The following is a 3,452-nucleotide window of genomic DNA, read 5'->3' as shown; positions in this document are numbered from 1 at the left end:
GCATGATTTGCTCGCCGGTGTCATAGGCTTTAGCAGGCAATGAGCTTTGGTTGCCGACATGAAGTTCTCGATACACATCGTCTTCGATCATCGGGATCTTATGGTCATTCACTAACTCGGCGAGTCGCTGCTTGTTGTTATCACTCATCGAATAGCCAACAGGGTTTTGCGATTCTGTCATGAACCAACATGCTTTGATGTCCATTGAAGCGAACACCGACTCCAATACATCTAAATCGATACCGGTTTCAGGATCGGTCGGGATCTCAACAGCGGTAAGATTAAGCCTTTCAATGGTCTGTAACACACCGTAAAACGCAGGGTACTCTATCGCGACTAAGTCACCCGGTTCGGTACAGGATTGCAGGCATAAGTTAAGTGCTTCCATTGCCCCAGATGTGATCACAATATCGTCGGGCAATACATCTAGCCCACCAGCTTGATAGCGCTGAGCGATTTGCCTGCGTAATGTTTCACTGCCCGGTGGCAGATTATTGATCACACTAGCACCTGTCATCTTCCTTCCCGCACTGGCGAGGTTTCGAGTCAAGCTAGGCAAAGGGAAAAGGTCAGGATCTGGGAATGCTGATCCAAAAGGAATAACCCCCTCTGCCGAACTCGATTTCAAAAAGTCGAATAAGCGATCATTAATGGCTTTCTTTTTGTGTACTAACGGCAGTTCATAATCAACGCCGTCCACACGTGGTGCAACAAAGTAGCCCGACTGAGGCTTAGCGATGATCCACCCTTCGCTTTCTAACAATTGGTAGGCTTGTAAGACAGTACTATTGCTGACGCTGTAATTGCGACAACTCATGCGGACGGAAGGGATCTTTTCTCCTGAACGCCACGTGTTGTTCGCTATCTGAGTTCGAATATCCTTTGCAAGCTCTTCATAACGCGCCATCTAATTGTACTACCTAGAGAAATTCTAATAAGCCTGAGATTTTATCACTAACGTTAACAACTATTGCTGCTATCCATATGATTGAGCCTAATTTCTATAATAGTGTGAATTGGTTCACAGATAACTTTGTATGCTTTGCTAAGTTTGTAACCAAGGCGAGAGCCAAGTTCGTTCTACGCCTCTATAATTTGATGTAATCCAAAAAACATGCGAGATAAAAATGAAAAAAATAGAAGCAGACCAGTTAAGTTATAAAGGAGAGTCAAACGGTGTTCATAGTTGGACAACACCGAGTGGCCAGCCATATTACTGGCACCCAGACTGGCTCCATATCGCTGAAGATGCAACAGGCTCACATCCAAAGCAGGAGATCGACGTCGATCAAGACCAAGCACCAACTGAGAAACACGCGGTGTCTGCTATTCTGAAACACCTAAACCAATGGGCATCAGACAAACTAGCATCTCACCCAGACATTGAAACCAACTCAATTGAATCTGAAATCAATCTGAAAAAGTAATTTGATTAGAGGTAAGTAGTCGTCAATCACTCTCGACTTTACTCAAATATATCGACTGAATAGTCTCGTATTTCAACCGGGACTATTCAAGTGTCTTCATAAAAACTGCCGTAATAACACCCATCTAGCTAACAATTATCTAACACAAACCAATTTTTTGTATCATTCAACAAAAGCTATCGATAGAATCCCCGACCTTATTCACACTCGCTATACTAGCCATACATACCTACCAACCTCGTGAATTAATACACAAAATACGTATTCGTAAACTTAGGAATAGTTGCGAGACCTTAAGATGAAAATGAACAAAGGCTTATCGATGGATACTTCAAATTACAATCAATCGCTAACGACTCAATTATACGTCATCGCTGGCGTGCTATTTGGCACCTACGGCAGTCGGGTATGCCCGATGCTCGAAAGCTTAACGACGTTAGAAATTTTCACCCAAGTCAGTAGTGTCTTTATCTTATTGTGGCTAGCGCGTCATTATTTGCTATCGCAGCACACCTTAGTCAAACAAGGTCGATTTGCACAACTCGATACTATGTTGTTCTTTGCCGCGAGTATTCCTTTCGCGCTCTACTACAACCTAAGCTACGACTTCACGATAGACAGTAACTTGAAAGTGCTGTTCGGCATGAGCCTATTTGGTTTCTTTACCGGTACCATTCTTCAACTGAAAGCGAAGCTTAGCCAAATAGATGAAATGGAGATGACTGGGCAATTTGACTTCCACCTGATAGGTGAAAGAAGTTCACTGGTTAAACAAATGATTGGTTTGGTCATCGTGCTTCTGGTAACACTGACCACCATGCTGACTATGGTGGCCGTCAAAGACATCTTCTGGCTAGAACACAACCCCGGCCGTTTGCTAGATGGTACGGGCAAGATCAGCGTGATCAAAGAGTTCATTTATTTGGCGGTTGTACTAGGTGGATACGCGATAACCATCATGACTCTATGGAGCCAGCTGATTAGACGTATTCTTCTAAGCCAAGAGCACGCATTAAGTAAAGTAACTAATGGTGAGCCAGGCGTTCGCTTACCTATATTTAGCTACAACGAGCTTGGGTCAATAGCATCTATGACCAATACCATGCTTGATAGCCTCGAAAACGCTCAAGACGAAGTAAAAACCACACGTGACGTCGCGATTGTTAGCTTATCTGCACTAGCTGAATCTCGAGACAATGAAACTGGCGCCCATATTTTACGAACTCAAGAATACGTAAAGGTACTCGCACTGGAGCTCAGCAAATCTGAAGCTCACGCGACCTTATTAACACCCAACTATATCGAGCTGCTTTATAAATCTGCCCCACTGCATGATGTAGGTAAGGTTGGAGTACCTGACAGTGTGCTGCTAAAACCGGGCAAACTGACGGATGAAGAGTTTGAGATAATGAAAGGTCACCCTGCTATTGGCGCCGAAGCGTTATCTATTGCAGAAAAGCAATTGGGAAGCAGTTCTTTCTTAAGAGTCGCGAAAGAGATTTCTCTCACTCACCACGAGAAATGGAATGGCAGCGGTTATCCAAATCAGTTGTCTGGTGAAGAGATCCCATTATCCGGTCGCTTAATGGCATTGGCCGATGTTTATGACGCATTAATATCGAAGCGAGTCTACAAGCCAGCCTTTACTCATGAGCAAGCGAAACAGATTATCTTGGAGGGCAATGGGACCCATTTTGACCCGCAAGTTGTCCAAGCTTTTCTGGCCGTCGAACAAGAGTTCGTTTCAATTGCCGCGACCTACAAGGATGGAAAAAACATGCAAAGTGAACTTGAACGAGAAAGCTTTGTTGCTCAACCTGATTAGTCTTTTCGAAAACCACTAACTATACAGGCTCCGACTATACAGGTTACAGTAAGTTATGGGGTGTTATACAGGCTACAATAGTTATATAGGTTAGGCCGCAGAGTGATTTTTTGAGTCAGCTTCATTCGAGTATTAAGTTAAACGAAACAGGAAGAGTGACTGAATAAGATTCTATAAAAAAACCAGCATATATATGCTGG

General features: G+C 43.6%; 3 protein-coding genes. 2 read left to right on the top strand and 1 reads right to left on the bottom strand.

The window, feature by feature from the left end:
• The coding region (locus AB4496_RS19720) for a PLP-dependent aminotransferase family protein (RefSeq protein ID WP_372131692.1) at positions 1-907 on the bottom strand (907 nt) is incomplete at its 3' end.
• Between the two features lie 220 nt (positions 908-1,127).
• Here AB4496_RS19720 and AB4496_RS19715 point away from each other — a divergent pair.
• Entirely contained in the window at positions 1,128-1,427 is a 300-nt protein-coding gene (locus AB4496_RS19715; protein WP_009847048.1) for a hypothetical protein, read from the top strand.
• Positions 1,428-1,725: 298 nt separating this feature from the next.
• A complete protein-coding gene (locus AB4496_RS19710) occupies positions 1,726-3,252 on the top strand; it encodes an HD-GYP domain-containing protein (RefSeq protein ID WP_009847049.1) in 1,527 nt (508 codons plus the stop codon).
• Positions 3,253-3,452 lie beyond the last annotated feature (200 nt).

Source organism: Vibrio sp. 10N.222.46.A1, assembly GCF_041473595.1.
In the GTDB taxonomy this organism is placed as follows: Bacteria; Pseudomonadota; Gammaproteobacteria; order Enterobacterales; family Vibrionaceae; genus Vibrio; species Vibrio tasmaniensis_A.
The sequence above is the reverse complement of the archived record's forward strand: the minus strand, read 5'-3'. Positions and strand labels throughout refer to the sequence as shown.

What these genes read in the sequence shown, in the direction of transcription:
- AB4496_RS19715 (WP_009847048.1), top strand. Translation starts at nt 1,128, where the DNA reads ATGAAAAAAATAGAAGCAGACCAGTTAAGTTATAAAGGAGAGTCAAAC.
- AB4496_RS19710 (WP_009847049.1), top strand. Translation starts at nt 1,726, where the DNA reads ATGAAAATGAACAAAGGCTTATCGATGGATACTTCAAATTACAATCAA.